This is a genomic window from Luteimonas sp. A649, from assembly GCF_054072735.1.
The window spans coordinates 279,237-303,642 of record NZ_JBSVRQ010000003.1; the positions used below are offsets into that span (position 1 = coordinate 279,237).

General features: G+C 69.7%; 23 protein-coding genes. 8 read left to right on the forward strand and 15 right to left on the reverse strand.

Annotation, left to right across the window (positions count from 1 at the left end; translation table 11 throughout):
• Position 1 precedes the first annotated feature (1 nt).
• Positions 2–511, forward strand: coding sequence for a hypothetical protein (locus ACW5E8_RS13255; protein ID WP_456965986.1), 510 nt, complete (start codon positions 2–4; stop codon positions 509–511).
• Positions 512–557: 46 nt separating this feature from the next.
• Here the strand turns inward: ACW5E8_RS13255 and ACW5E8_RS13260 are convergent, their stop codons facing one another.
• Together ACW5E8_RS13260 and ACW5E8_RS13265 are read right to left on the reverse strand one after the other, a co-directional pair.
• Positions 558–1,859, reverse strand: a complete 1,302-nt coding sequence (locus tag ACW5E8_RS13260; RefSeq protein WP_456965987.1) for an amino acid permease — start codon at positions 1,857–1,859, stop codon at positions 558–560.
• 15 nt (positions 1,860–1,874) lie between these two features.
• Positions 1,875–3,365: an amino acid permease gene (locus ACW5E8_RS13265; protein WP_456965988.1), complete on the reverse strand. Its 1,491-nt coding sequence runs from the start codon at positions 3,363–3,365 to the stop codon at positions 1,875–1,877.
• Positions 3,366–3,558: 193 nt separating this feature from the next.
• Between ACW5E8_RS13265 and ACW5E8_RS13270 the strand changes: the two genes are divergently transcribed.
• A complete protein-coding gene (locus tag ACW5E8_RS13270; RefSeq protein ID WP_456965989.1) occupies positions 3,559–4,119 on the forward strand; it encodes an NUDIX hydrolase in 561 nt (186 codons plus the stop codon).
• 120 nt (positions 4,120–4,239) lie between these two features.
• Here ACW5E8_RS13270 and serA read toward each other — a convergent pair whose 3' ends face one another.
• Positions 4,240–5,475, reverse strand: coding sequence for a phosphoglycerate dehydrogenase (gene serA, locus ACW5E8_RS13275; RefSeq protein WP_456965990.1), 1,236 nt, complete (start codon positions 5,473–5,475; stop codon positions 4,240–4,242).
• Between the two features lie 119 nt (positions 5,476–5,594).
• Between serA and ACW5E8_RS13280 the strand changes: the two genes are divergently transcribed.
• The 3 genes from ACW5E8_RS13280 (at position 5,595) to ACW5E8_RS13290 (ending at position 9,469) form a co-directional block, all read left to right on the forward strand.
• Complete coding sequence (locus ACW5E8_RS13280) at positions 5,595–6,998, forward strand: FAD-binding oxidoreductase (RefSeq protein WP_456965991.1); 1,404 nt, start codon at positions 5,595–5,597, stop codon at positions 6,996–6,998.
• Positions 6,995–7,303 (forward strand): DUF2388 domain-containing protein, encoded by a 309-nt coding sequence (locus ACW5E8_RS13285; protein WP_456965992.1) that lies wholly within the window; start codon positions 6,995–6,997, stop codon positions 7,301–7,303. The genes ACW5E8_RS13280 and ACW5E8_RS13285 overlap by 4 nt, the downstream gene beginning before the upstream one ends.
• A gap of 219 nt (positions 7,304–7,522) precedes the next feature.
• Positions 7,523–9,469 carry a DUF7844 domain-containing protein gene (locus ACW5E8_RS13290; RefSeq protein WP_456965993.1) on the forward strand — a complete coding sequence of 649 codons (1,947 nt, stop codon included), beginning with the start codon at positions 7,523–7,525 and terminating at the stop codon, positions 9,467–9,469.
• Between the two features lie 94 nt (positions 9,470–9,563).
• Here ACW5E8_RS13290 and yeiP read toward each other — a convergent pair whose 3' ends face one another.
• The 9 genes from yeiP to ACW5E8_RS13335 all read right to left on the reverse strand — a co-directional run bounded on the left by yeiP (position 9,564) and on the right by ACW5E8_RS13335 (position 19,119).
• Positions 9,564–10,130: an elongation factor P-like protein YeiP gene (yeiP, locus tag ACW5E8_RS13295; RefSeq protein ID WP_456965994.1), complete on the reverse strand. Its 567-nt coding sequence runs from the start codon at positions 10,128–10,130 to the stop codon at positions 9,564–9,566.
• Between the two features lie 9 nt (positions 10,131–10,139).
• Complete coding sequence (locus ACW5E8_RS13300; protein ID WP_456965995.1) at positions 10,140–10,910, reverse strand: SDR family NAD(P)-dependent oxidoreductase; 771 nt, start codon at positions 10,908–10,910, stop codon at positions 10,140–10,142.
• Positions 10,911–10,983: 73 nt separating this feature from the next.
• Positions 10,984–11,553, reverse strand: coding sequence for a hypothetical protein (locus ACW5E8_RS13305; protein ID WP_456965996.1), 570 nt, complete (start codon positions 11,551–11,553; stop codon positions 10,984–10,986).
• 2 nt (positions 11,554–11,555) lie between these two features.
• Positions 11,556–12,173 (reverse strand): hypothetical protein, encoded by a 618-nt coding sequence (locus tag ACW5E8_RS13310; RefSeq protein ID WP_456965997.1) that lies wholly within the window; start codon positions 12,171–12,173, stop codon positions 11,556–11,558.
• A gap of 139 nt (positions 12,174–12,312) precedes the next feature.
• Positions 12,313–14,892 (reverse strand): sensor domain-containing protein, encoded by a 2,580-nt coding sequence (locus tag ACW5E8_RS13315; protein ID WP_456965998.1) that lies wholly within the window; start codon positions 14,890–14,892, stop codon positions 12,313–12,315.
• Complete coding sequence (locus ACW5E8_RS13320) at positions 14,889–15,788, reverse strand: hydroxymethylglutaryl-CoA lyase (protein ID WP_456965999.1); 900 nt, start codon at positions 15,786–15,788, stop codon at positions 14,889–14,891. The genes ACW5E8_RS13315 and ACW5E8_RS13320 overlap by 4 nt, the downstream gene beginning before the upstream one ends.
• A gap of 1 nt (position 15,789) precedes the next feature.
• The gene (locus ACW5E8_RS13325; RefSeq protein ID WP_456966000.1) at positions 15,790–17,799 is read right to left on the reverse strand and encodes an acetyl-CoA carboxylase biotin carboxylase subunit; all 2,010 of its coding nucleotides are present in this window, start codon (positions 17,797–17,799) and stop codon (positions 15,790–15,792) included.
• Positions 17,800–17,860: 61 nt separating this feature from the next.
• A complete protein-coding gene (locus ACW5E8_RS13330; protein WP_456966001.1) occupies positions 17,861–18,244 on the reverse strand; it encodes a GxxExxY protein in 384 nt (127 codons plus the stop codon).
• Between the two features lie 92 nt (positions 18,245–18,336).
• Positions 18,337–19,119, reverse strand: coding sequence for an enoyl-CoA hydratase/isomerase family protein (locus tag ACW5E8_RS13335; protein ID WP_456966002.1), 783 nt, complete (start codon positions 19,117–19,119; stop codon positions 18,337–18,339).
• 88 nt (positions 19,120–19,207) lie between these two features.
• Here ACW5E8_RS13335 and ACW5E8_RS13340 point away from each other — a divergent pair, with 88 nt between their 5' ends.
• Genes ACW5E8_RS13340 through ACW5E8_RS13350 form a run of 3 tightly spaced genes read left to right on the forward strand, consistent with a single transcriptional unit; the run spans position 19,208 to position 21,563 of the window.
• A complete protein-coding gene (locus tag ACW5E8_RS13340) occupies positions 19,208–19,453 on the forward strand; it encodes a FeoA family protein (protein WP_456966003.1) in 246 nt (81 codons plus the stop codon).
• A complete protein-coding gene (gene feoB / locus ACW5E8_RS13345; protein ID WP_456966004.1) occupies positions 19,450–21,330 on the forward strand; it encodes a ferrous iron transporter B in 1,881 nt (626 codons plus the stop codon). The genes ACW5E8_RS13340 and feoB overlap by 4 nt, the downstream gene beginning before the upstream one ends.
• On the forward strand, positions 21,330–21,563 hold the full coding sequence (locus ACW5E8_RS13350) for a DUF6587 family protein (RefSeq protein WP_456966005.1): 234 nt from the start codon (positions 21,330–21,332) through the stop codon (positions 21,561–21,563). Before feoB ends, ACW5E8_RS13350 begins: the two co-directional genes overlap by 1 nt.
• 18 nt (positions 21,564–21,581) lie before the next feature.
• Here the strand turns inward: ACW5E8_RS13350 and ACW5E8_RS13355 are convergent, their stop codons facing one another.
• The 3 genes from ACW5E8_RS13355 to ACW5E8_RS13365 form a co-directional block, all read right to left on the reverse strand.
• Entirely contained in the window at positions 21,582–21,950 is a 369-nt protein-coding gene (locus ACW5E8_RS13355; protein WP_456966006.1) for a hypothetical protein, read from the reverse strand.
• The gene (locus ACW5E8_RS13360) at positions 21,947–22,498 is read right to left on the reverse strand and encodes a bactofilin family protein (RefSeq protein ID WP_456966007.1); all 552 of its coding nucleotides are present in this window, start codon (positions 22,496–22,498) and stop codon (positions 21,947–21,949) included. Before ACW5E8_RS13360 ends, ACW5E8_RS13355 begins: the two co-directional genes overlap by 4 nt.
• 154 nt (positions 22,499–22,652) lie before the next feature.
• Complete coding sequence (locus tag ACW5E8_RS13365) at positions 22,653–24,260, reverse strand: carboxyl transferase domain-containing protein (protein WP_456966008.1); 1,608 nt, start codon at positions 24,258–24,260, stop codon at positions 22,653–22,655.
• Positions 24,261–24,406 lie beyond the last annotated feature (146 nt).

A 24,406-nucleotide genomic window follows, 5' to 3' on the forward strand; every position in this document is an offset into this window, starting at 1 on the left:
AATGACCGAGACCGCCACCGTCCGCCGACTGATGGTCGCCATCCAGCGGATGGAGGACACCGTCCAGGCGCAGGCACAGCACGCGCGGCAGGCGGCGGAACTGCCGCAGCAGGCCGCGGCGGCGACCGTCGCGCTCGACGACGCCCGGCGACACGAAGAAGTCCTGCTCAGGCAGGGCATGGCGGCGATGTTCGCCGACCTGCAGGAGAAGACCGAGGCCGCGCAACGCCGGTCGATGGTCCGGACCTGGCAGGTGCTCGCCGCCCTGGGCGCGGTGTTCGTGGTGCTCTACCTGGGCATGCTGTTGCTGCTCAAGCACGAGTACACGCGCCTGCAGGATGCCCAGGCCCGGGCCGACGCGGCCGAAGTCTCGGCCGAGGTGCGGCGCGCCTGGCAGCATGTCGAAGCCACGTCCTGCGGTGGCCGGCCCTGCATCCGGCTGGATGGCGACACCCCCACCTGGAAGAGCAGGGGACGGGAATACGTGTTGGTGGACGGCAGCGGGACGTAGCGCGCGCTCCATTCCCGGCAGCGGTCGACGCAGGCGGCGTTGGCTTTTACGCCGCCGTGGGCCGGCGGCGGGCGAAGCCGCGGTAGGCGGCGAGGGCGAGCAGGGCGATGACCACGGCGCCGACCACGGTCTCCACTGGGGTTGAATAGACCAGCAGGCCGCAGGCAACCAGGGCACCCATGCCGAGCAGGCGGTCGCTCTTGCTGGCCGGGCGTTCGCGCGTGCCAAGCAGCAGGCTCAGGCCGGCGGCGATGTAGGCCATCACCACCAGGGTGACCACCATGTCGATGATGGTCGTGAATTGGCCCGAGACCGTCGGCGCCTGGGTGATGATCGCGATCCCCGTCATCGACAGCGCGATGATGAATAGCCCGCTTCCCGCCGCGCCGTTGGGCCGAAGGCGGCCGAAGATCCCGGGCAGGAAGCCGCGCTGCGCGGCACGCGCGCCGGATTCACCGGTGACCAGCATCCACCCGCCAAGCGTGCCGGTGGCCTTGAGCGCGGCCGCGGCCGCGATGATCGGGATGGCCCAGGGGCCGAACATCTTTCCTGCCACGAGGGCGAAGGGCGCGCTGGATTCCGCCATCTCCGCCGCGGGCACGATGCCCATCATCAGCACCGACGACACCAGGTAGACCACGCCCGCGATCAGGATGCCGCCCAGGGTGGCGATCGGCACGTTGCGGTTCGGCTCGCGCACCACGCCGGCCACCATCGCGCCGGTCTCGAGGCCCACGAACGCCCAGAACACCGGCGCCAAAGTGCCGAAGACCACGGCCACGTCCGACTGTTCTGTGACGTTCCACGACGCGCGGTAGATGTCGGAGTCGAAGCTGCCCCAGCCTCCGGTCAGCACCGCGGCGACCGGCAGCAGGCCGAACACCACGCAGAACGACTGGAAGCGCGCGATCGAGCGCGGCCCCATCAGGTTGAGCGCGAACATCAGCCAGATCAGCGCGACCTGTCCGCCCAGGCGCACCAGCCCGCCGTCGTCGATTGGCAGCAGGATGACCAGATAGCCGAAGGCGGCGACCGCGATCGCGTTGTTGCCCATCCACGACGAGATCCAGTACAGCGTCGTGGCGAGGAAGCCCATGTCGCGGCCCAGCGACGGCCGCACATAGTCGTCCGGACAATTGAGGTCCGGGTACTGCCGGACCAGGCGCGCGAACGCGCCACCCAGCGCGACCGCCAGGATCGTGCCCAGCAGCCAGGAGAACGCGGTCACTCCGCCCGACTCCGCCAGCGACGCCGGCAGCAGGAAGAACCCCGAACCGATCATGTTGTTGGCCACCACGAAGGTCGCCAGGACCGGCCCGATCTTCGCGGCCGCTGCTGCCTTGGACATCGCTGTGTTCCCCTGTCAGGCGGTCTTGCGCAGCTTGCTGTTGCGATAGCCGTAGGCGAAGTAGATCACCTGGCCGAGGAGGGTCCAGGCCACGAAGATCTTCCAGTGCTCCATGAACGACTGCATGAACAGGAACAGGCAGGAGATCACGCCGAGCGGGCAGATCAGCCAGAAGAACGGCACCCGGAACGGACGCGCAAGGTCGGGGCGCGTGTAGCGCAGCACGAGCACGCCCAGGCACACGGTGGCGAATGCGATCAGCGTGCCCATCGACACCAGTTCGCCAAGCACGCTCAGCGGCATGAAGCCGGCAAGCAGGCATGCGGCGGCGCCGACCACGATCGTGCCCACGTACGGCGTGCGGTGCTTCTGGTGCACCTTGCCGAACATCTTCGGCATCAGGCCGTCGCGCGCCATCGAATAGAAGATGCGGGGCTGTGCCATCAGCATCACCAGGATCACCGACGACAGACCGGCGATCGCGCCGATCTCGACGGCCGTCTTCAGCCAGCCCAGATTGGCGCCGGGGTTGGCAAGCATGGCCAGCTCGATCGCCGTGGCCACCGGCTTGGCGGTGTCGAGCTGGGCGTAGGGGGCAATGCCGACCAGCACCGCGCACACCGCGATATAGACCAGCGTGCACGCCACCAGCGAGCCGAGGATGCCGATGGGCATGTCGCGCTGCGGGTTCTTGGCTTCGCCGGCGGCGGTGGAGACGGCGTCGAAGCCGATGTAGGCGAAGAACACGATCGTCGCGGCGCGGAACACGCCCTCCATGCCGAAGCGGCCGGGACCTTCGTTTTCAGGGATGAACGGGGTGAAGTTCGCCGGGTCGATGTACTGGATGCCGAAGCCCAGGAAGGCCGCGATCACGGCGACCTTGATCGCCACCACGATGCCGTTGACGAAGGCCGACTGGGTGATGCCGACGTAGCACAGGCCGCTGACCGCTGCCACGATCGCGATTGCCGGCAGGTTGATGATGCCCGCGGTCCTGACGAACCCGCTGCCGTCCCACGTGATCGGTGCCGAAGCCAGCTCGGCCGGGAATGGCAGGCCGAGCGTGCCGGTGAGGAAGCTCACGAGATAGCCGGACCAGCCGACCGCGACCGTGCTCGATGCGAACAGGTACTCCAGCACCAGGCACCAGCCGATGAACCAGGCGACGTACTCGCCCAGGGTGGCGTACGAATAGGAATAGGCGCTGCCCGAGACCGGCATCATCGCCGCGAACTCGGCGTAGCACAGGCCTGCGAACGCGCAGGCCAGGCCGGCAAGCACGAAGCTGAGCATGATTGCCGGGCCGGCGTGGACGGCCGCGGCCTGGCCGGTCAGCACGAAGATGCCGGCGCCGATCACGGCACCCACGCCCAGCAGCACCAGGTGGCGTGCGGTCAGCGTTCGCTTGAGGGTGGCTTCGCCCTGCAGGCTGCCTTCAACGGGCTCGCCGGCGTCGACGTGTGGCGCCGGCTCGACCGGCTTGACCCTCATGAGCGATCTCAACATCCGCGGCTTCTCCCCTCGATGGTTGTTGCCGCGGCACGACATCCCCTGAAGCCGTGCCGCGATGGATGGCGCAGGGCGCCACGGCTGCCGTACCTTGCCAAAGCGCTTGCGCGCACACAAGCGGCAGTGCAGCGCGACTCGCGGCGATAATGGGCGTCCATTCCCGAACGCGCCGCGCATGCGGCAATGCAGCATGACGCAGGCAGCACCCACACCGCTCGAATCCGCATTCATCGCCCACGCACTCGCGTGGCCCGGCGAGGCAGAAGAGTCACGGCTGTTCATCGCGCTGCTGCACGATGCGATCAATCCCTTCGTGCGAGACCGGCTGGACGGCCACTTCACCGCGTCGTCGTGGCTGGTCAGCGCTGACGGCCGCCGTGCGCTGCTCACCCACCACCGCAAGCTCGACCGCTGGCTGCAGCCCGGCGGCCACGCCGACGGCGACATCGACCTGGCGCGCGTGGCGCTGCGCGAGGCGAGCGAGGAGAGCGGGCTCGGCGGCCTGCACGTCGAGGGCGGGATCTTCGACCTCGACCGCCACTGGATCCCGGAGCGCAAGGACGTGCCGGGGCACTGGCACCACGACGTGCGCTACGTGGTGCGCGCCGGTGCCGACGAAGCGTTCGTGGTCGGCGAGGAATCGCACGACCTCGCCTGGCTGGCCGTCGAAGCGATCGCCGCCGACGAGGCGATGGATCCCTCCTTGCGCCGCATGGCGCGCAAGTGGCTTGCACGCACCCAGCCCGTGTAGGAGCAGCTACAGCTGCGATGCCCCGCCTCCTGTGGGAGCGGCTATAGCCGCGATACACGCTGGCAGGGACATCGCGGCTATAGCCGCTCCCACAAAATCCAGTACCAACAGAATCCAGTACTAGTAGAGGATGCGGGTGCGCAGCGTGTCCGGCACCTCGGCCAGCTGCGCGCGCAGCGCCCGCGCCTGCTCCGGCGTGGCACCGACGTCGATCACCACGTAGCCGACGTTCGCATCGGTGCGAAGGAACTGGCCGTCGATGTTGAGCCCCGCCTGCGAGAACACTTCGTTGATCCGCGACAGCACGCCCGGCACGTTGCGGTGGATGTGCAGGATGCGCTGGCTGCCCTCGTGGCCCGGCAGCGCGACCTCGGGGAAGTTGACCGCCGACAGCGTGCCGCCGTTGTCGCTGTAGCGCACCAGCTTGGCCGCGACCTCGAGGCCGATATTGTCCTGCGCTTCCAGCGTGCTGCCGCCGACGTGCGGGGTGAGGATCACGTTGTCGAAGCGGGTCAGTGGCGACGCGAAGGCTTCGTCGTTGCCCTTCGGTTCGACCGGGAACACATCGACCGCGGCGCCGCCGACGTGGCCACTCTCCAGGGCCGCGGCCAGCGCGTCGATGTCGACCACGGTGCCGCGGGAGGCATTGACCAGGTGCGCGCCGGGCTTCATCGCGGCGAGTTCCGCCGCGCCGATCATCATCTGCGTGGCCGTGGTTTCCGGCACGTGCAGCGTGACCACGTCCGCGCGCGCGAGCAGGTCGTCGAGCCCGCTGGCCGCACGCGCATTGCCGAGCGACAGCTTGGCCTCGATGTCGTGGAACAGCACCCGCATGCCCAGGCCCTCGGCCAGCAGCCCGACCTGGGTACCGATGTGGCCGTAGCCCACGATGCCGAGCGTCTTGCCGCGCACCTCGTGGCTGCCCGTGGCCGACTTCAGCCAGCCGCCGCGCAGGCAGGCGGCGTGGCGCGCCGGCACGCCGCGCATCAGCATGATGACCTCGGCCAGCACCAGCTCGGCCACGCTGCGGGTGTTGGAGTAGGGCGCGTTGAACACCGGCACGCCGGCGCGCGCCGCGGCCTCCAGGTCGACCTGGTTGGTGCCGATGCAGAAGCAGCCCACCGCCATCAGGCGGCGCGCCTCGGCGAACACCTCGGCGCTCAGCTGCGTGCGCGAGCGGATGCCGATGATGTGCGCCTCGCGGACCCGTTCGAGCAGGACATCCCCGGTCAGCGAGCCGGCGTGGGTCTCGATGCTGGAATAGCCGGCGTCATGGAACACGGCGACCGCGCTCGGGCTCACGCCTTCAAGCAACAGCACGCGGATGTCCTTGCGGGGGTAGGAGGTCGTCTTCATCGTCGGCAGGCGGTGGGGTAGGCCCGCAGTGTGCCAGCGCGCGTGCGATGTTGCACTGCAGCGCTGGACGCTGGCCGGCGCCGCTGGCAGGCTGCAGCCTCCACCCTGGCGACCACGCGATGAGCGACCCGAGACTCGAATCCCTGTGCCGCGCGGCCCCCGGCCTGCGCCTGGCCACTGCGCCCGACGAGCTGCTGCACTACGGCCGCGACTGGACGCGCCGCTGGACGCCTGCACCGCTGGCCGTCGCGCTGCCCGCCAGCATCGACGAGGTGCGGGCGGTGCTGCGCTGGGCGAGCGCCGAAGGCGTGGCGGTGGTGCCGTCCGGTGGCCGCACCGGACTGTCGGGCGGCGCCGTCGCCGCGAACGGCGAGCTCGTGCTGAGCCTGGAGCGCATGCGCCGCGTGCTCGCCTTCGATCCCGTCGATCGCACGCTCACCGTCGAGGCCGGCGCGCCGCTGGAAGCCGTGCAGGACGCCGCACGCGGCCACGGCCTGCAATACCCGGTCGACTTCGCCGCGCGCGGCTCCTGCACCATCGGCGGCAACATCGCCACCAACGCCGGCGGCATCCGCGTACTGCGCTACGGCAACACCCGCGAATGGGTCGCCGGCCTGAAGCTCGTCACCGCCACCGGCGAACTGCTCGACCTCAACCGCGGCCTGGTCAAGAACTCCAGCGGCTACGACCTGCGCCACCTCGCCATCGCATCCGAAGGCACGCTGGGCGTGGTTGTCGAAGCCACGCTGAAGCTGGCGCCGCCGCCACCGCCCATCGCGACGCTTCTGCTCGCGCTGCCATCGTTCGACGTCCTGATGCAGGTGTTCCAAGCGCTGCGCGAGCGCCTCGCGCTGGAAGCCTTCGAGTTCTTCACCGATGTCGCCCTGCGCCACGTGCTCGCGCACGGGGCGCAGGCGCCGTTCGAGCACGCGCATCCCTACTACGTGGTCGTGGACGCCGCGGCCGATGGTCCCGACGACGCGCGCCTGCTCGATGCGTTCGAACATTGCGCAGGCCAGGGCTGGGTCGAGGACGGCGTGGTCGCCCAGTCCCAGGCGCAGGCGGCGCAGCTGTGGCGCCTGCGCGAAGGCATCACCGAGGCGCTCGCGCCGCATCTGCCGTACAAGAACGACGTCGCCGTGCGGGTCTCCACGATGCCGGCGTTCCTTGCCGACGCGCAGGCGCTGCTGGCCGCGGAATACCCCGGATTCGAGGTGGTCTGGTTCGGGCACATCGGCGACGGCAACCTGCACATCAACGTGCTGAAGCCGGCGGACCTCGCGCAGGACACATTCGTCGCGCGCTGCGGCGATGTCACCGCGCACCTGGCGGGGCTGGTTCAGCGCCACGCTGGCACCATCTCCGCCGAGCACGGGATCGGCCTGGTCAAGAAGGCCTACCTCGACTCCACGCGCAGCGCGGCCGAGATCGCGGTGATGCGTGCGGTCCGCGCGGCGCTCGACCCCGCCGGTATCCTCAACCCCGGAAAGCTTTTCGATCCCCCATCTGGTAGCCACACATGATCCGTATCGCCTTCGGCTGCGCCCTCGCGCTCGCCACCGCCATCGCCGCTCCCGTCCACGCCTCCAGCTTCGCCGGCACCAGCGCCGGTGCGGGCTCGGCGTCCAGCGGGGCGTCGTCAGGTTCGACGTCAGGCAACGACAAGGTCGTGCTCAACGCGCGCGAGGACGCCGCGGGCTTCGTCGCCAGCGACGGCCACATCCGCGGCGCGCGGCTCGAGGCCGCCCTGCGTCATCTGCGCGAGCAGTCCGTCGAGGCGCGCGACGCCAGCGACATCGAGCTCGCGCGGGCGATCCTGGCGCGTTGATCTGGTCGTGGTGCGGCGGGGTGTTCAGGTACTCCGCACGCTGGGCAGCTGCGCTGCTCTTTATGCGTGCTGCGTACCCGACCACCCCGCCGCCCTCGCCATTCCCGCGCCTCTGAAACCAAGCACACGGGAGACTCTGATTCACGACATCCTCCCGACGCGGATGGAGCAGCCCCGGTGAAGACGCGCCGCATTCGCAGGCTTTGCGGAAGCGCGATCATGCTGACGGTCGCGCTGGCGTTGGCGCCTGCGCCAGTGGCGGCGATGGCGACGGCGCTGCGGGTCGAGGTCGCGGATGCGCTGCCCGAAGCCGAAGCCGCCGCAACCCGCGCGCTGATCGACGACACGCTGGCCCGACTGCCGCCGCGCTGGCGGGCGCAGGAGGTGTCGCTGCGGCTGTCCTGGCGGGACGACCTCCCGGTCGATGTGCATGGGCGCATCCGCGGAGACCGGATTGCGCTGTCCAGGGAGCTGCTGGAAGGGATGCTCGGTGCGGCCGAAACCACCGCAGTCGCGACCACGCGTGCCGCAGCCGAGGCGGGCGCTGCAGTCGGGCAGGGCACCGACACGCCATCCCGACCGGAACGTGCCGCGGTCGCCGCGCTGCTTCACGAGCTCGCCCATCACTGGGATCGCACCCACGGCCTGTCGCGCGATCCCCGGCTGCTCGATCTCGCCGGCTGGCAGGTGCGGCCGCTGTGGCCTGGAAGGAACCGCGACAACGCCTTCAGCTCACGCAGTCCGGATGCGTACGAACTGCATTCGCCGGCCGAGTTCGTGGCGGTGAACCTCGAGCACTTCCTGCTTGATCCCGGCTACGCCTGCCGGCGGCCGGCGCTGCACGCGTATTTCGAGGCGCACTTCGCTTGGGCGCCGGGCGCATCGGACTGCGCGGCCACGCTGCCCTACGTCGATGCCGGGGTGCTGGCCGACGCCGATGCGTCGCCGCTGCTCGAGGTCGATCCGGCACGCGTGTTCGCGGTCGACTACCTGCTGGCGGGCGATGGCGAAGCGGTGATGAGTCGCTGGGGCCATTCGATGCTGCGCCTGGTGATCTGTGCGCCGGGTCGAACGCCGGGCCCGGAGTGCCGCCTCGATCTCGACCATCACCGCGTGCTGTCCTTCCGCGCCTTTGTAGAGGACCTGCAGCTGTCGAGTTGGCACGGGCTGACCGGCGGGTATCCATCGCGGCTGTTCGTGCTGCCGCTGCAGCAGGTGGTGGACGAGTACGCACGCGTGGAGCTGCGTCCGCTGGACTCGATCCCGCTGCGGCTGTCGGCGGGCGAGATCCGGGCGCTGCTGGAGCGGGCCGCGCGGGTGCACTGGAGCTATGACGGCCGCTATCGCTTCATCGGCAACAACTGCGCGGTCGAAACCTGGAAGCTGCTGCATGACGGCGTGCCGCGCGCCGCGGACGCGGGGCTTGCGAGCATCACGCCGAAGGGCCTGCTGCGGCGGCTGCGTCGCGCGGGGCTGGTGGATGATGCGCAGGTGCCGGCCGACGCGGGCGAAGCGCTCCGGCTGGGCTACCGCTTCGAACCCTGGAGCACGTACTACCAGTCGCTGTACGACACCGCGCGCGAAGGCCTGGCGCTCGAGCCGGCGGATGTCGAGGATTGGCTGCGCATGGCGCCGCTGGAGCGCGCGCCCTGGCTGCAGCGCGCCGACATGCGCGCGTCCGCGGCCTTGCTGCTGCTTGAAGAAGCGGCTCTGCGCCGCGAGGAGCAGCACGCGCGCGATGCACTCAAGCGCCTGGCGTTTCGCGCCGTTGGCGACGGCAGCACCGGCAGTGAACGCGGCGAAGCCGGTCTGGCTGCCGATGCCCATCCCGGTGCCGATGCTGATGTCGATGGCGTCACGGACGGCGCGCTGCTGCCGCTGCTCGCCGAGGCGCTGCGCGAAGGCGGCGTGCTGGCGAGTCCTTCAAGCCTGCTGTCGCTGCCGGGCTACGGACTGCCGCAGGCCGCGGAGCGCGAGCAGGCGCGTTCCGGAGCCACTGGGCGCGCCACTCGCCTGCGCGCGCTGGACGCACGGCTTCGCGCGGCTGCACGCGACTGGCTGCCGCCTGCGAACAGGGCGTCTCTGGAACAGGCCGAAGCCAATATCGCCGCCCTCGGCGCCCGCCTGCGCGCGCTGCACGAAGCCGAAGGCGGCCTGCTTCTGTAGGAGCCGCTATAGCGGCGATCGGCAGCCCCGAACAGTGGCGGCAGGTCGAATCGCCGCTATAGCAGCTCCCACAAAAGAACAGTCGCTCGGGCCGTCAGTCCGCGCGTCCGGAGAATTCGCCGCTGGTGGTGTTCACCAGCACGCGCTCGCCGTTGGCGATGTATTCCGGCACCTGGATCTCGAGGCCGGTCGACAGGCGCGCCGGCTTCGGGCGCTTGGTCGCCGTGCCGCCTTTCAGCTCCGGCGGCGTCTCCACCACCTCCAGCGCCACCGTCTGCGGCAGCTGCACCGCGATCGGCATGTCGTCGATGATCTGCACGAAGCATCCGCCCAGGCCATCGCTGATGTAACCGGCGTCGTCACCGACCACGTCGGCGTCGAGGGTGTAGGGCGTGTAGTCCTCGTCGTCCATGAACACGAAGGCCTCGCCATCCTTGTACGAGAAGCTCGCCTGGCGGCGCAGCAGCTCGACTTCCTTCAGCTCGTCGTCGCCGTCGAACGAGGCGTCGGTCTTGTTGCCGCCCGGCACGCTGTACATGGTGAAGCGGAAGCGCACGTTGCCGCCGCGGCCCTGCGGCGAGCTGCGCTCGATGTCGCGCACCTGGTACACGGTGCCGTTGTGCTCGACCACGTTGCCCTTCTTGACGTCGTAAGCCTTCATCGTTGTTCCTTACTTGGGGGCCAGGCGCACGGCGCCGTCCAGGCGGATGGTTTCGCCGTTGATGTAGCGGTTGCCGGCGATGTATGCGACCACGTCGGCGAATTCCTCCGGGCGGCCCAGGCGCGACGGGAAGGGGATGGAGGCCGACAGCGACTGCTGCACGTCGTCCGGCATGCCATCGACCATGGGCGTCCAGAAGATCCCCGGGGCGATGGTGTTCACGCGGATGCCGAAGCGGGCGAGCTCGCGCGCCATCGGCAGCGTCATGCCGACCACGCCGCCCTTGGACGCCGAATACGCCGCCTGGCCGATTTGCCCTTCGTAGGCCGCCACCGACGCGGTGTTGACGATCAGCCCGCGCTCGCCGTCCTCGCCCGCTTCGTTGTCCTGCATCAGCGCGGCGCCGGCCTTGGCAACGTTGAAGCTGCCGACCAGGTTCACCATCACCGTCGACTGGAAGCGCGCCAGCGGCATCGCGCCCTCGCGGCCGAGCACGCGCCCGGCGCCGAGGATGCCGGCGCAGTTGACCACCATGTTCAGGCCGCCGAGGAAGTCCTTCGCCGCCGCCATGTTGGCCGCTACGGCGTCCTCGCTGGTGACGTCGGTGGCGAAATAGCGCGCGTTGGCATGGCCGAGCGCGGCGACGGCGGCCGCGCCCTTGTCGTCATTGACGTCGAACAGGGCGACACGGCCGCCATCGGCGACGATGCGGGTGGCGACGGCGAGTCCGAGTCCGGAGACGCCGCCGGTGACGAGGGCGCGGATCTGCTGAGGCTGCATGAAAGCACCTGATGCGGGAAAGGCAGCATTTTAAGCGATCATGCCGCCCTTCCGGAACCTCGGTACTGGCTGCTCAGCCCTCCGCTGGCGCGGTGACTGCAATGAACTCCGGGTCGGTGAAGAGCCTCTGCAGCAGCTTCTGCACTGTGGTCGCGTAGTTGTCGAAGGCGGCCGGGATCGCGATCGCTCCCATGAACGACGACTCCCACTCATGCTCGACCTGCAGGGTGCGGTCGAGGACCACCCCTCCGTCGCGTTCGACCCGGAAATGGGCGCCAATCGACGCACGGCCGGTCTTGGCGCCAGAGCCGAGCGTGTTGTCGGTCAAGACGCCGGTGACGTGGATCCCCGATGCGTCGTCGTGTCGGCCCGCCGCCTTCAACTCGGTGATCAGAGCGTCGCGCAAGTAGCCGGCATAGGTGCCGTCGCGGCCCGGCTCCAATCGCGAACCGCGGACGCCGAGCGAAGTGTTCTCGACGCCCTCGGCGGCGGTGAAGTGGCCGACATGGATCGTGCTTCCGGCGGAGGCCAGCAGCGCTTGGCTGGTGTCCACCGACGGCTGGTAGGTCGGTGCCGGCATCGACACGCAAGCGGTGAGCGAGGCCGCGACTAGCGCGGCCAGGATGATGCGGACGAAGCTCATGTTCACGGCGCGCCGAAGGCGTTGTCGTCGCCAAGCTGCTTCAAGGCGTTGAGTACCATCTGGCTGACGATGGTCTCGACGGCCTGCTGCGCTGGCACCGGCTGCAGTCCCTCGGGACCGCCATGGTTGCCGATCGTAGTGTGCAGGGCGTGCTCGACCGTGGTCTCCGTGGTCACGCCGCCGCTGGTGTAGCTGGCGGTGCAGAGGTAGCCGTCGGTGACCATGCTCCCAGCCAGCCCCAGGGTCAGCCCGGTTCCCACGCCCTTCGCGGCTGCGTTCTCGGTTACCGGCACGTTGTCGATGACGATCTTCAACTGCGAGTCGGCAGCCTTGGCGCCGCCGTCGACGATGTCGCTGAAGAGTCCCGACTTTCGCACGGCTTCCAGAGCGATCAACCTGGTTTCCTGCGTGGCGCGGGCGTTGGCATTGCCCTTGGTGCGGAACTCGAACAGCACGTTGGCTGACTGCGGATCGGTCGGCGTGGTGAAGTCCTCGCTGCCCACCACGGGCAGGGTCGGGTCGACGTACATGCGGGCGCTGAGGCAGCCCGAGAGCGAAATGCAGACGACAAGCGCGGCTGCCACCGCGCGGAGACCGCGCAGGCCATTTGGAACGAGCATTTGATTTCCCCTGTGTTGACGGACCGTCGGTCCAGCCACGCGGTCGATCCGCGGGCGGGAGTATGTAACGGCATGTCACGCATAAAGTAAACGGACCGTCGGCGATTGCCGCTGCCGCTTGCTCCCGAATGGCCGATCCTCAACCAGAGCTTGGGGTTTCGCCCCGCCTGAGCCGGCGCGCCAGTTCGTCAGGCGCCAGCCCGGGCGCGAACAGGAAGCCCTGGCCCACCGGCACCTCGAGCTCCAGCAGGAAGCGCCGCTGCTCTTCGGTCTCGATGCCTTCCGCCACCAGGCCCAGGCCAAGGCTGCGCGCGATGCCCGCCACCGCTTGGCAGACCGCGACGTCGGACTCGTTCCGGGGCACGCCGGCCACGAACAGCTGGCTGAGCTTCAGCCCCTGGATCGGCAGCCGGCGCAGGTAGTTGAGCGCGCTGTAGCCCTCGCCGAAGTCGTCGATGGTCAGGGTCACGCCGAGCGCGCGCAGCGCCGCGAAGTTGCCCAGGGTCTCCGGCGCATCCTCGATCAGCACCCGCTCGGTGAACTCCAGTTCAAGCGCGGAGCCGGGCAGGTCGAACTCCTGCAACAGGCCGCGGACCGACGCCGTCAGGTCGCTGCCCGCCAGCTGCCGGTAGGACACGTTCACCGCCACCCGCACGATGCCCAGGCCGTGGTCGCGCCACGCGGCGGCCTGGCGGCAGGCTTCGCGCAGCACCCAGTCGCCGATGCGCACGATGTCGCCGGTGCCCTCGGCCTGGGCGATGAAATGGTCCGGTCGCATCTCGCCCAGGCGCTCGTTGTTCCAGCGGATCAGGGCCTCGGCGCCAAGGATGCGGCCGCTCGCGAGGTCCACCTGTGGCTGATACACGAGGTGGAACTCGCCGTTGTCGGCGGCATGCCGCAGCTGGGTCTCGAACTGCAGCCGCTCGCGCTGCGACTGCGCCAGCGCCGGCGTATAGGCCAGGCGGCCGTTCCGCGTGCGCCGCTTGCTTTCGTACATGGCGGCGTCGGCGTGCTGGATCAGCGTCTGCGTGTCGGAGCCGTCCTGCGGCGAGCGCGCGATGCCGATGCTTGCGGTCACCACGAACTCGTCCGTGTCGAAGCCGAAGCCCACCGCAAAGGCCTCCAGGATCGCGTCGGCAAGCCGCTCCGGCCGTGCGGCATCGTCGCCACACAGACAGGCCACCAGGAACTCGTCGCCACCGAAGCGCGCGATCAGCCCCTGGTCGCCCACCGATGCGCGCAGGCGGTCGGCCGCGGCCGAGAGCAGGCTGTCGCCGGCGGCGTGGCCGAGCACGTCGTTGACCAGCTTGAAGCGGTCCAGGTCGATGTACAGCACCGCCACCTGCGCGTCCTGCGCGGCGTCGAGCCGGCTGGCGATCTCGTCGAGCATGGCGTCGCGGTTGAGCAGGCCGGTGAGCGGGTCGCTGCGCGCCAGCACGCGCAGGCTCTGCTCGCCGCGCTTGCTCACGGTGATGTCCTGCAGGGTGCCGGTGATGCGCGCGGTGCCGGCCACGCCGGTGCCGCTCTCGCCGATCACGCGGACCCAGAACGGCCGGCCGTCGCCGCGCACGCCCTGAAGGTCGAGCTCGAATCCGGTGCCTCCCGAGACCACGTCCAGCGCCTGGCGCAGGCGCACCCGGTCGGCGGGCAGCAGGTAGTCGGCCACGCCGTCCATCGATGCCGGCGGCTGCGTGCCCGAGAGGATCCGCACGGCTTCGTCGGTGAGGTAGAGCTTGCCGCTCGCGCGGTCCCACTCCCAGCCGCCGATGCTGGCCAGCAGCTGCACGCGGTCGAACAGGGCGCTGTCGCGCTTGAGCTCGGTGACGTCGGACAGCAGCGACAGCACCTGCTCCGGACGGTCGGCCCCAGCCGCGTAGTGGGGGATCGAGGTCACCGACAGCCACAGCAGCTGCCTGCGGGCGCGGTGGTACAGCCCGACCAGGGTGCTGCCGACCTGATGGCCTTCTCGCAGTGCCCGCATGGCCGGGAAAGCGGACATCGGCATCTCGCTGCCATCCGCGTGCAGCAGCATCCAGTGTTCGAACAGCCCGCCGCCGTGCGGCGAAGGTTCGCCCTGGTGGGCACCGATCATCCGCAGCGCGGCGGTGTTGGCATGCACCAGCGAACCGTCCGAATCCTGGATAAGGATGCCCTTGTCGATCACCTCGAGCAGGTCGCGGTAGCGGGCCTCGGCCTCGCGTCGACGACTCAGGTCGCGGGCCACGGCCACCACGCAGCGTTGACCCTCGTGCTCGAACCCGGCCGAGTGCACTTCCACCGGGAAGCGCGTGCCATCGACGCGCATGTTGCTGACCTCGATGACATAAGTCTCGCCGCGGTCCACCGCTTCGAGCACCGGCGCCATGTGGTCGCCCGGCAGGTCGGGATTGAGCACGTGGATCGGCTGGCCGACGATCTCGCTTCGCGGTCGGCGGTAGGCCACCACACCGGCCTTGTTGAGATCGAGCACGGTGCCGTCGGCGGAGATCACGCTCACCGGATCGGGCACGGCGTGGAACAGGGCCTGGTAGCGCAGCTCCGCGTGCTGCACGTCGGCGCTCGCCGCGCGCAGGGCGTCGGCGGCCTGTTGGAGCAGGGCGCGGATCGATGCGGACAGCGCGGGGTCGTGGCCGGCGGTATCCAGCGCCGCCAGGATCCGCCCGCTGTCGCCATCGCTTGACGGAAGCAGCGGTGGATCCGACGGCAGCGGCCTGCTCACCCCGCGGTCCGCGCCCGGGTGACCTTGCTGCCCGTTTCGCGCCCGAGGATGCCGGCCAGCCACGTGCCGGTTTCGACCAGGGCGTCGAGGTCGACGCCGGTCTCCACGCCCAGGCCGTGCAGCATGTAGACCAGGTCCTCGGTGGCGAGGTTGCCGCTCGCGCCGCGAGCATAGGGGCAGCCGCCGGTGCCGGAGACCGCGGCATCGACCACCGCCACGCCTTCGCCCAGGCAGGCCAGCACATTGGCCAGCGCCTGGCCGTAGGTGTCGTGGAAATGCACCGCCAGCGCCGGCATCGGCACCTCGGCGGCCACGGCCAGCAGCATCGCGCGCGCCTTGGCGGGCGTGCCCACGCCGATGGTGTCGCCGAGCGAGATCTCGTAGCAGCCCATCGCATGCAGCGCGCGCGCCACGCGCACCACGTCGGCCAGCGGCACCTCGCCCTGGTAGGGGCAGCCGAGCACGGTGGAGACGTAGCCACGCACCCGCACGCCATCGGCCTGCGCGCGCTCGAGCACCGGCGCGAAACGCTCCAGCGACTCGTCGATGCCGGCATTGGTGTTGCGGCGGTTGAAGGTTTCCGAGGCCGCGGTGAACACGGCAACCTCGTCGGCGCCGGCGGCGCGGGCGCGTTCGTAGCCCTGCAGGTTGGGCACCAGCACCGGATAGCGCACGTCGGCGCGGCGCGTGATGCCGGCGTAGACCTCGGCGGCATCGGCCAGCTGCGGCACCCACTTGGGGCTGACGAAGCTGGTGGCTTCCAAGGTCTGCAGCCCGGTCGCGGACAGCCGGTCGATCAGTTCGATCTTGGCGGCCGTGGGCACGAGGGTGGATTCGTTCTGGAGTCCGTCGCGCGGACCGACCTCGACGATGCGCACCTGCCCGGGAAGCGTCACCTCAGTCCTCCAGGGTGACCAGCACGGCGTCGGCATCGACGAAGTCACCCTCGCGGGCGAGCACCTCCGCGACCACGCCGTCGCGCGGCGCCTTGAGCGCGAGTTCCATCTTCATCGCCTCCATGACCAGCAGTTCCTGCCCCTCGTCGACGCGGTCGCCGGGCGTCACCCTGGTGACCACGATACGCCCCGGCATCGGCGCCGCAACCCGGTTGCCACCCCCGGCCTCGCCGCTGCGCGTGGACTCGTAGGCGGCGATGCGCTCGAAGCGCCAGCGGCGGCGGCCATCGTGGACCAGGATGGCACTGCCCTCGGCGTCGATCGGAAAGCGCATTCCCCGCCCGTTGAAACGTGCTTGCAGGGCCCCGGAGGCCACCGTGGCGCCCTCGACCAGCAGCGGCTCACCGCCCTCGAAGCCGATGCGGTAATCACCGCCGGCGCCGTGCGCGACCACCACGTGGCGCGCCTCGCCTTCGCCCAGGACCACCCGGCGCAGGCCGGCATGGCCCAGGCGCCAGCCATCGGCGATCGCCCAGGGCGAGCCGGGGTCGCTGCTGCCGGCCGCCGCGCAGCGGGCGTCGGCTTCGGCGCCGAGCAGCATCGCCACCGCGGCGGCGGCGCGCGCTTCGGCATGGCCCTGCGCGTGCGCGTCGCTGTCGCCGATGAACTCGTCGAGGTGGCGATCGAGATAGCCCGTATCGATGCGGCCCTCGACCACGGCCGGATGCCGCGCCAGGCGCTCGAGGAAGGCGATGTTCGACTTCGGCCCTTCCACCACGCAGCCGGCCAATGCCGAGCGCAGGCGCGCCAGTGCGCCGTCGCGGTCCGCGGCGTGGACGATGAGCTTGGCGATCATCGGATCGTAGAAGATCGAGACCACGTCGCCCTCGACCACGCCCGAATCGATGCGCACGCCCTCGGCATTGGCCGGAAGGCGCAGGCGCTGCAGGCGGCCCGAGCCGGGCAGGAAGCCGGCATCGGGATCCTCCGCGTACAGGCGCACTTCGATCGCATGCCCGCGCTGCGGGATCTCGTCCTGCACCAGCGGCAGCGTCTCACCTGCGGCCACCCGCAGCTGCCACTCGACCAGGTCGAGGCCGGTCACCATCTCGGTCACCGGATGCTCCACCTGCAGCCGCGTGTTGATCTCCATGAAGAAGAAGTCGCCCGACGGCGCCACGATGAACTCCACCGTGCCGGCGTTGGCATAGCCGATCGCGCGCGCGGCCAGCACCGCCGCCTCGCCCATGCGCGCGCGCAGCTCCGGCGTCAGGAAGGGCGAGGGCGCCTCTTCCAGCACCTTCTGGTAGCGGCGCTGCGCCGAGCACTCGCGCTCGTTCAAATGGATGGTGTTGCCCTGCGAATCCGCGAACACCTGGATCTCGATGTGCCGCGGCGACTCGATGTAGCGCTCCAGCAGCACGCGGTCGCGGCCGAAGGCGTTGCGCGCCTCGCGCTGGCAGCTTTCCAGCGCTGGCAGGAATTCATCGGCCGCGCGCACGATGCGCATGCCCTTGCCGCCACCGCCGAACGCGGCCTTGATCATCAGCGGGAAGCCGACGCGCCCGGCCTCGCGCGCGAGCAGCTCCGGCGCCTGCTCCTCGCCCGTGTAGCCTGGCACCACCGGCACCCCGGCCGCGGCCATCAGGTCCTTCGCGCCGGCCTTGCTGCCCATGCGCCGCATCGACTCCGCCTTCGGCCCGATGAACACCATCCCCGCGGCCTCGACCGCATCCGCGAAATCCGCGTTCTCGCTCAGGAACCCGTAGCCCGGATGGATCGCCTGCGCGCCGCTGGCCAGCGCCGCTTCGATGATCGCGTCGCCGCGCAGGTAGCTGTCCTGCGGGCGCGGCCCACCGATCGGGTACGCCTCATCGGCCAGGCGCACGTGCTGCGCCGTGGCATCGGCCTCCGAATACACGGCGACCGTGGCGATGCCGAGCCGGCGCGCGGTGCGGATGACGCGGCAGGCGATTTCGCCGCGGTTGGCGATGAGGATTTTGGAGAGCATTTTTTTGGCCACGGATTTGCGCGGATAAGAGCGGATTTACACGGATAAAGCAGAAGAGAGTCTAAGAGAAAACGCGGCGGCGGAATTCGGGACGCGGACCGAAGTTGAGAAGAAGGCCAAGGCGGATGCCGGTGGCCTTCAGGTAATTGATGAGTTGGGCTTCATGCGCGGGAGCGATCCGGAGGACTGCCTTGATTTCGATGAGGAGATGATCGTTGACGAGCATGTCGGCCCTGAACTCCCCAACCACGCGGTCATGGAATCGCACGTCAACGGGCACCTGCCGCCTGACCTCGAAGCCGCACTCCTCGAGTCTGATGGCCAGTGCCGCTTCATACACGCTCTCGAGAAAGCCATGCCCCAGCTCGTTGTACGTATCGAAGAAGGCCCCGATCACCTTCCCGCTGATCCCGCCCAGCACCAACCCACCACCGGCCGCATCCATGCGTCCCCTCCACAAAGCCATGACCCACTCTAAACCGCTCTATCCGTGAAAATCCGCTCTTATCCGCGCAAATCCGTGGCAAAAATCTCTTTTCACTGCACCCAAGATGGTTTGCGCTTGTCGAGAAACGCCCCCAAGCCCTCCTGGCCTTCGGCGGAGACGCGCAGGTTGGCGATGAGTGCGGCGTTGTCGTGGTCGAGGCGGTCGCGGTCGTTGGTGGCTGCGACGTGGCGGACCAGGCGCTTCGCGTCAGCCGAGGCGTGGGGAGCGGCCTTGAGCAGCAGCTTGAGCTGGCGGTCGATGGCTGCGTCCAGCTCATCCGCGGCCACCACTTCATGCAGCAGGCCGATGCGCAGGGCCTCGGCCGCGTCGAAGATCTCGGCCGTGGCGAAGTAGCGGCGCGCGTTGCGCGTGCCGATGGCGGCGATGACGTAGGGCGAGATCACCGCCGGCAGCAGGCCCAGGCGGCTTTCGGTCAGGCCGAACTTGGCTTCTTCCGCGGCGATGGCGATGTCGCAGCAGGCCACCAGGCCCACGCCGCCGCCGAAGGCCGCGCCCTGCACCCGCGCGATGGTCGGCTTGGGCAGCTCGTCGAGCGTGCGCATCAGCTTTGCCAGGCGCAGCGAGTCCTCGCGGTTGGCGTCCTCGCTGGCGCCGGCCATGCCGCGCATCCAGTTGAGGTCGGCGCCGGCCGAGAACGAGGCGCCCGACCCTTCGAGCACCACCGCCCGCACCGCCTCGTCGCGTCCCAGGTCCTCGAGCGCCGCGGTCAGTCCGGCGATCAGGGCGTCGTCGAAGGCGTTGTGGAGGGCGGGGCGGTCCATGCACAGGTGCGCGACTGCGCCGTGCCGGGTCAGGGTGAGGTTTGCCGACATCGTCAGGGCTCCACGGAAGAGTCCGGATGATAGCGGTGGCAGCTCCGGACGGCGCTATAATGAGAACAGTTCCCATCTGGACCCGCCCGTGAGGCTCACAGAACTTCCGCGCCAGGTGCGCGGCGTGGTCGAGCGCGTGGAAGCGCGCTCCGGGAACGATGTCATCGCACGGCGCCTGCGGGACCTGGGCTTCGTTGCCGGGGAAGAGGTGCGGATCACCGCCACCGGACCCCTCGGCGCCGAACCGCTGCTGGTGCAGGTGGGCTACACGCGCTTCGCGCTGCGCCGGGCCGAGGCCGCCCGCGTGGTGCTCGCGGACATCGAGCAGCCATGAGCGCGGGTACGGGACTGATCCCGCGCCTGGCCCTGGTCGGCAATCCCAACTGCGGCAAGACCGCTCTGTTCAACCAGCTCACCGGCAGCCGGCAGAAGGTCGCGAACTACAGCGGCGTCACCGTCGAGCGCAAGGAAGGGCGGCTGCTCGCACCCTCGGGCCGCGCCTACGCCGTGCTCGACCTGCCAGGTGCCTACAGCCTGGTGCCGTCGAGCCTGGACGAAGCGATCACCCGCGACCTCTGCCGCGGTTTCTATCCCGGCGAGCCTGCGCCCGACGTCATCATCTGCGTGGTCGACGCCACCAACCTGCGCCTGCACCTGCGCTTCGCGCTCGAGGTGCGCGAGCTCGGCCTGCCGATGGTGCTGGCGCTGAACATGGTCGATGTCGCCCGGCGCCGTGGCGTGCGCGTGGACCGTGCCGCGCTCGAAGCCGAACTCGGCGTGCCGGTGGTCGAGACCGTGGCCGTGCGCCGCAATGGCACAGGTGCACTGGTCGAACAGATCGAGGCCATGGCGCGCACTCCACGCCCGCCCGCCGCGCGCCTGGGCCAGGCCGGCGCGTCGGCCGGCGAGGATGCGCTGCACGCAGAGACGCGGCGCCTGCTCACGCTCGCCGTCAGCATGCCCGCGCGCACTGCGCGCATCGACGACGCGCTTGACCGCTGGCTGCTGCATCCGGTGTTCGGCCTGATGGCGCTGGCTGCGGTGATGTTCCTCATCTTCCAGGCGGTGTACGCCTGGGCAACGCCGGCGATGGACCTGATCGAGGCCGGTACCGCGTGGCTGGGCGGCGCCGTGGGCGCCACGCTTCCCGAGGGTCCGCTACGGAGCTTGCTGGTCGATGGCCTCATCGCCGGGCTTGGTGGCGTGGTCGTGTTCCTGCCGCAGATCCTGGTGCTGTTCGCCTTCATCCTGGCGCTGGAGGAATCCGGCTATCTGCCGCGCGCGGCCTTCCTGCTCGACCGCATGATGGCCGCCGCCGGCCTGTCCGGTCGCTCCTTCATCCCCTTGCTGTCGAGCTTTGCCTGCGCGGTGCCCGGGATCATGTCCACGCGTTCGATCCAGGACCCGCGTGACCGCATCGCCACGATCATGGTCGCGCCGCTGATGACCTGTTCGGCGCGGTTGCCGGTGTACGCGCTGCTCATCGGCGCCTTCATTCCCCGTCAGGCCGTGGCCGGCCTGTTCAACCTGCAGGGGCTGGTGCTGTTCGGCCTGTACATGGCGGGCATCCTCAGTGCGCTGGCCGTGTCGTGGATGATGAAGCGCTGGCGCCGCGACCAGGGCGAGCATGCGCTGATGCTCGAGTTGCCCTCGTACCGGCTGCCGCATCCGCGCGACCTGCTGATCGGCCTGTACGAGCGCGGCATGATTTTCCTCAAGCGCGTGGGCGGGATCATCTTCGCGCTCACCGTGCTGCTGTGGTTCCTGCTGTCGTTCCCCGGCGCGCCTGAAGGCGCCACCGGCGCGGCGATCGACTACAGCTTCGCCGGCCGCATCGGCCACGCGCTGGCGGCGGTGTTCGCGCCGATCGGCTTCAACTGGCAGATCTGCATCGCGCTGATCCCGGGCCTGGCGGCACGCGAGGTCGCGGTGTCCTCGCTGGCGACGGTATACGCGCTGTCGGCGGCGGACGACGAGGCGGCCAGCGCGGCGCTGCTGCCCGTGATCAGCGATGGCTGGTCACTGGCCACGGGCCTGTCGCTGCTGGTGTGGTTCATCTACGCGCCGCAGTGCATCGCGACCTGGGCGGCGATCCGCCGCGAAACCGGTTCGTGGAAGCTGATGGCCGGCAATGCCGCGTTCCTGTTCGCGCTCGCCTACCTGGCGTCGCTGTTCACCTATCAGCTTGCCGCGGCCCTGGGGGCAGGCTGATGGAGCCCGGCCTCGTGCTGCAGTACGTGGTGGTCGCGGTGGTTGTCGCGCTCAGCGCAATGATGGTGCTGCGACGGCAGTTCCCGGCGGCGGCGCGCCGGATGCGCGTGGCGCTGGCGATCCCCATGGTGCGCGAGGGCAGGCCGGCGTGGCTGCGGGCGGTGGGGCGCAGGATCGCGCCGCCCGTGCTTGCAGGCGGGGCGGGCTGCGGAAGCTGCGGGGGCTGCGATTGAGCAGCCCCGCAGTCCAGGTCAGTGCCGCGAGGTGGGCTTCTTCGGCATGCGGCGCATGTCGTTGGTGGGCATGAGCTCAACCGCCAGGGTGAAGGTGCGGGCGTCGCCGGGGTGGATGGCGCCGACGCCAACCACCTGGTGCGAGACCTCGGTGCCTTCATCATCGCGGATGGTCAGCACCACCGAGTACTCCCACGCGCCGCCTTCTGAAGGATGTCGGATCTCGCCCTCCACCTGCAGCGCGCGGGTGACCTGGGCCGGCTCGGACTTGTCTTCGAAGCGCAGGTAGTGGCGGCACGACGGACAGACCGTCGCGCTCTCCAGGATGGTGGTCTTGCAGTGGGGGCAGGTGCGCGTGGCACCTGCCGCACCGGGTCGTGCGCTCACTGGACGACGTCGATGCCGGGCTTGTCCTTCTGCGACTTGTCGTCCTTGGCCTTGCCGGCGACGGCGCCGTCGTCCCAGCCGCACTCGACGTTGCCGCGAATGCGCGAGCCGGAAGCGACGGTGAGGGTGCCGGCCTTGACGTCGCCGATCAGCACGGCGGAAGGCTGCAGCTCGACGCGCTCGGCGGACTCGATGTTGCCTTCGAGCTCGCCGGCCACGGTCACGCGCTTGGCGCGCACGCCGCCATTGAGTCGGGCGCCGCTGTCGATGGTCAGGTCGCCTTCGACGTTGACGTCGCCCTTGAACTTGCCGGCGATGCGGACATGGCCGCTGCCGGAGATCTTGCCCTCGATGGTGAGGTCGGAGGCGATCACGGATTCCTTGGCCTGTGGTGCCGCCGCTGGGGCCGGGCGGGTGGTCTGGAACGGGACTTCGGCCGGCTGGAAGTCGGCGACGGCGGGGCTTGGCTCGCGCGCGGGCGGGGTGGAGTCCTTGCCGAAGGGCAGGGAGCTGTCTTTCTTGGCGGAGCCTTGCGGGAAGATGGCCATGGCGCGGTGTTTTCCTCGGTGCAGTCGGGGGGTAGGGGAACTCCGACATTAGCACGCGGCCGCCTTCACACGCCTGTGACGTGGCTCACCAAATCCGAAGCCCGACAAGGACTTAGCGACGTCGACTGAGTGGATTCCCGCCCTTTCGGCGCTCCTACATTCGGAAGACGCCGAAGCGGGCGGGTTCGATCGGCGCGTTCAGCGAGGCGGAGAGGCTCAGCCCAAGCACCCGCCGGGTATCGGCGGGGTCGATGATGCCGTCGTCCCAAAGCCGCGCGGTGGAGTACCACGGGCTGCCCTGGTGTTCGTACTGATCGCGGATCGGTGCCTTGAAGGCGGCTTCCTCGTCGCCGCTCCAGTCGCCGCCGCGGGCTTCGATGCCGTCGCGCTTCACCGTGGCCAGCACGCTCGCCGCCTGCTCGCCGCCCATGACGCTGATGCGCGCGTTCGGCCACATCCACAGGAAGCGGCCGCCGTAGGCGCGGCCGCACATCGCATAGTTGCCGGCGCCGAAGCTGCCGCCGATGACCACGGTGAACTTGGGCACGCTCGAGCACGCCACGGCCGTCACCATCTTCGCGCCGTCCTTGGCGATGCCGGCGTTCTCGTACTTGCGGCCGACCATGAAGCCGGTGATGTTCTGCAGGAACACCAGCGGAATGCCGCGCTGGTTGCACAGCTCGATGAAGTGCGCGCCCTTGAGCGCCGACTCCGAGAACAGGATGCCGTTGTTGGCGACGATGCCGACCGGATAGCCGTGCAGGTGCGCGAAGCCGGTGACGAGCGTCTTGCCGTAGCGCGCCTTGAACTCCTGGAACTCGCTGCCGTCGACGATGCGCGCGATCACCTCGCGGATGTCGAACGGGCGGCGCGTGTCCTTCGGCACGATGCCGTACAGCTCCTCGGCTGCGAACAGCGGTTCCACCACCGGGCGCGTGGCCACCCGCAAGACCTTGCGGCGGTTGAACGTGCCGACGATGTCCCGCGCGATCTGCAGCGCATGGCGGTCGTCCTCGGCGAAATGATCGGCCACGCCGGACACGGACGTGTGCACGTCGGCACCGCCCAGCGATTCGGCATCGACCACTTCGCCGGTAGCCGCCTTCACCAGCGGCGGGCCGCCGAGGAAGATCGTGCCCTGTTCCTTGACGATCACCGACTCGTCGCACATCGCCGGCACGTATGCGCCCCCGGCGGTGCACGAGCCCATCACCACCGCCACCTGCGGGATGTTCTCGGCGCTCATGCGCGCCTGGTTGTAGAAGATGCGGCCGAAGTGCTCCTTGTCGGGGAAGACCTCGTCCTGCAGCGGCAGGAACGCGCCGCCGGAGTCGACCAGGTACACGCAGGGCAGGTGGTTCTCGCGCGCCACTTCCTGCGCGCGCAGGTGCTTCTTCACCGTCATCGGGAAGTAGGTGCCGCCCTTGACCGTGGCGTCGTTGGCCACGACCACGACCTCCTGTCCCATCACCCGGCCGATGCCGCAGACCATGCCGGCCGCGGGCGCGGCGCCGTCGTACATCTCTTCGGCGGCCAGCGGTGCGAGCTCGAGGAAGGGCGAGCCCGGGTCGAGCAGGGCGGCGATGCGCTCGCGCGGGAGCAGCTTGCCGCGCGCAACGTGCCGGTCACGCGCCTTTTCGCCACCGCCGTCGGCGGCACGCGCCAGGCGGGCGTCGAGTTCGTCCACCAGAGCGCGGTGCCAGGCGACGTTGTCCTGGAAGTCCTGCGAGCGCGGATCGAGGCTGGAACCAAGTGCGGGCATGCGGTGGCCGGTCGAGTGCGTGGAAGGCGCAACAGCATACCGGGAGCGTTCCCGCGCGTGGCCGGGCACAAAAAAAGGGTTCTTCTCCCAACTGAGGGAATGGCGCGATAGCGCGGGTGCCGGGTGCCAAGGCCCTTGAGCGCTCA

Coding starts and splice junctions, on each gene's coding strand:
- ACW5E8_RS13255 (WP_456965986.1), top strand. CDS start 2: ATGACCGAGACCGCCACCGTCCGCCGACTGATGGTCGCCATCCAGCGG.
- ACW5E8_RS13260 (WP_456965987.1), bottom strand. CDS start 1,859: ATGTCCAAGGCAGCAGCGGCCGCGAAGATCGGGCCGGTCCTGGCGACC.
- ACW5E8_RS13265 (WP_456965988.1), bottom strand. CDS start 3,365: ATGTTGAGATCGCTCATGAGGGTCAAGCCGGTCGAGCCGGCGCCACAC.
- ACW5E8_RS13270 (WP_456965989.1), top strand. CDS start 3,559: ATGACGCAGGCAGCACCCACACCGCTCGAATCCGCATTCATCGCCCAC.
- serA (WP_456965990.1), bottom strand. CDS start 5,475: ATGAAGACGACCTCCTACCCCCGCAAGGACATCCGCGTGCTGTTGCTT.
- ACW5E8_RS13280 (WP_456965991.1), top strand. CDS start 5,595: ATGAGCGACCCGAGACTCGAATCCCTGTGCCGCGCGGCCCCCGGCCTG.
- ACW5E8_RS13285 (WP_456965992.1), top strand. CDS start 6,995: ATGATCCGTATCGCCTTCGGCTGCGCCCTCGCGCTCGCCACCGCCATC.
- ACW5E8_RS13290 (WP_456965993.1), top strand. CDS start 7,523: ATGCTGACGGTCGCGCTGGCGTTGGCGCCTGCGCCAGTGGCGGCGATG.
- yeiP (WP_456965994.1), bottom strand. CDS start 10,130: ATGAAGGCTTACGACGTCAAGAAGGGCAACGTGGTCGAGCACAACGGC.
- ACW5E8_RS13300 (WP_456965995.1), bottom strand. CDS start 10,910: ATGCAGCCTCAGCAGATCCGCGCCCTCGTCACCGGCGGCGTCTCCGGA.
- ACW5E8_RS13305 (WP_456965996.1), bottom strand. CDS start 11,553: ATGAGCTTCGTCCGCATCATCCTGGCCGCGCTAGTCGCGGCCTCGCTC.
- ACW5E8_RS13310 (WP_456965997.1), bottom strand. CDS start 12,173: ATGCTCGTTCCAAATGGCCTGCGCGGTCTCCGCGCGGTGGCAGCCGCG.
- ACW5E8_RS13325 (WP_456966000.1), bottom strand. CDS start 17,799: ATGCTCTCCAAAATCCTCATCGCCAACCGCGGCGAAATCGCCTGCCGC.
- ACW5E8_RS13330 (WP_456966001.1), bottom strand. CDS start 18,244: ATGGATGCGGCCGGTGGTGGGTTGGTGCTGGGCGGGATCAGCGGGAAG.
- ACW5E8_RS13335 (WP_456966002.1), bottom strand. CDS start 19,119: ATGTCGGCAAACCTCACCCTGACCCGGCACGGCGCAGTCGCGCACCTG.
- feoB (WP_456966004.1), top strand. CDS start 19,450: ATGAGCGCGGGTACGGGACTGATCCCGCGCCTGGCCCTGGTCGGCAAT.
- ACW5E8_RS13350 (WP_456966005.1), top strand. CDS start 21,330: ATGGAGCCCGGCCTCGTGCTGCAGTACGTGGTGGTCGCGGTGGTTGTC.
- ACW5E8_RS13360 (WP_456966007.1), bottom strand. CDS start 22,498: ATGGCCATCTTCCCGCAAGGCTCCGCCAAGAAAGACAGCTCCCTGCCC.
- ACW5E8_RS13365 (WP_456966008.1), bottom strand. CDS start 24,260: ATGCCCGCACTTGGTTCCAGCCTCGATCCGCGCTCGCAGGACTTCCAG.